At 75.2% G+C, this 1,728-nt stretch carries 1 protein-coding gene; it reads right to left on the bottom strand.

Features of this window, described 5'->3' with window-relative positions:
* The coding region (locus K6I34_RS36555; RefSeq protein ID WP_229332330.1) for an alpha-N-acetylglucosaminidase at nt 1–1,728 on the bottom strand (1,728 nt) is incomplete at both ends.

Genomic DNA, 1,728 nt, shown 5'->3' with positions numbered 1-1,728 from the left:
CCCACGGCCCGAGCAGGAACGCCCTGTGCGTGCCCGCGACGTCGTCGGCCAGCCGCATCAGCCGCAGCCACAGCGCCGCCAGCGTGCGGAAGGCGGGCAGGTCCCGCCGGTCGAAGGCGGCGCGCAGCTCGGGCAGGAGCCGTCTGCTGCGGTGCGCGAGCGCCTGCCGGGCGACGTCGACCAGGTCATAGCGGTACGTGTCCCGGCCCCGCAGGTCCGCGCCGACGGCCAGCAGCCCGGCCAGCGCCGCGTCGAAGCGGGCCGGGTCGTACGACAGATCGTTCGGCGCGTACTCCCCGGCCCGGTCGGTCGCGAGGTCCGGGCGGGCGGCGAAGAGACTGTCGTGCGGGTCGCTGCGTTCGGGCGCGTGCTGCCGGTAGGCGGTCTCGCGCAGCGCCGCCCACGCCCGGCGCGCCGCCGGGTCACGGCGGCCGTAACGGAAGTCCGCGTACGCGGCGAACCACCGCTCCCGGTCCGGCGGCCGGTCCCGCCACGCCAGCTCGGAGAAGTACTCGAAGGCCGCCGGGTCGCGGTCGGCGGCCTCCGGCAGATAGGCCGTGCCCGCCAGGGCGCTGCCGGGCCGGTCCCGCCACGCGAAGAACTTCGCGTCCCAGACGTGGGTCTTCGCGCCGAGCGTCGTCCGTCCGCCGAAGTTCGGGATCGAGCCGAAGGCGTACGGCGTGCCGCCCCAGTCCCGCTCCCGGTCGGTGACGCCCGAGAAGCGGTCGGAGACCCCGTCGACGATCAGCATCCGCTTCCGGTCGACGGCACCGACCAGCTCGGGCAGCGGGTTCCGCTCCCAGCCGAGGATCACCCAGGTCGCCTCCGGGTGCGCGGCGCGCAGGGCCTTCTCGACGCCCCGGGCCGCGGCCGCCACGGGCACGTCGCCCGCGGTGCCGCCCTCGTGCAGCAGGTCCATCTTGAAGTGCGCGGCCGGGCCCAGCAGTTCGGCCTGGTGGCGGTAGAAGGCGGCCGCCGTACGGGCGAACGCCGCCGTGCGCGGGTCGAGCCAGTCCGGGCGCCGGAAGCCGTGCCAGACGCCCTGTGGGACGACGCGGGCACCCGGGTTCCGGTCGGTGAAGCCGTCGGGCACCGACCCGTAGTGGCCCGGCAGGACGGGGGCCATGCCCAGCTCGCGCAGCCGGTCGCAGATCCGCCTGCCCAGCGCGGCGCGCCGCGTGATCAGCGCGGGGGAGAGGGGGCCGCCGAAGCCGCTCAGGTTCTGCAGCAGCCACCACGGCTGATGGGACGGGGCGGGCAGCCAGGCGCGGGCCTCGGCGTCGGTGTAGCCGCAGTCCATCAGGGTGCGGTGGTGGACCGCCTCGTGCCCGGCGATCACCAGCACCTCGTTGCAGCCGTGCAGCGCGAGAACGTCGATCATGCGCTCCCAGTACGGCCAGTCGGCGTACGGGAAGGTGTAGCCGTCGTTCGTGTCGTTGAGCGCGAAGCGGTGTGGGAGGGCGGTGGACCGCCTCAGCGGGCGCCCGGGGGCGGGGAGCTCGCGCGGCAGGTCGAGATGCGAGGCGCTCCAGGTGAGGTGCGCCCCGCACACGTACTTGAGGTACCAGTGCACGCCGGTGAGCAGCACCGCCGGGGACGTGCCCGACACGACGATCCGGCCGGCGCGGCCGGTGACCTCGAAATGATCCACGCCATCCGTGGCGGGGCGGGCCGCGGTGAGCCGGAACTGCCGCCAGCGGGGAATCGGCCGACCGGCAGCGACCATGA

This window comes from Streptomyces sp. UNOC14_S4, assembly GCF_020740835.1.
Classification (GTDB): domain Bacteria; phylum Actinomycetota; class Actinomycetes; order Streptomycetales; family Streptomycetaceae; genus Streptomyces.
Note: the sequence above shows the minus strand (reverse complement) of the source record. Positions and strands in the feature narration are given on the sequence as shown.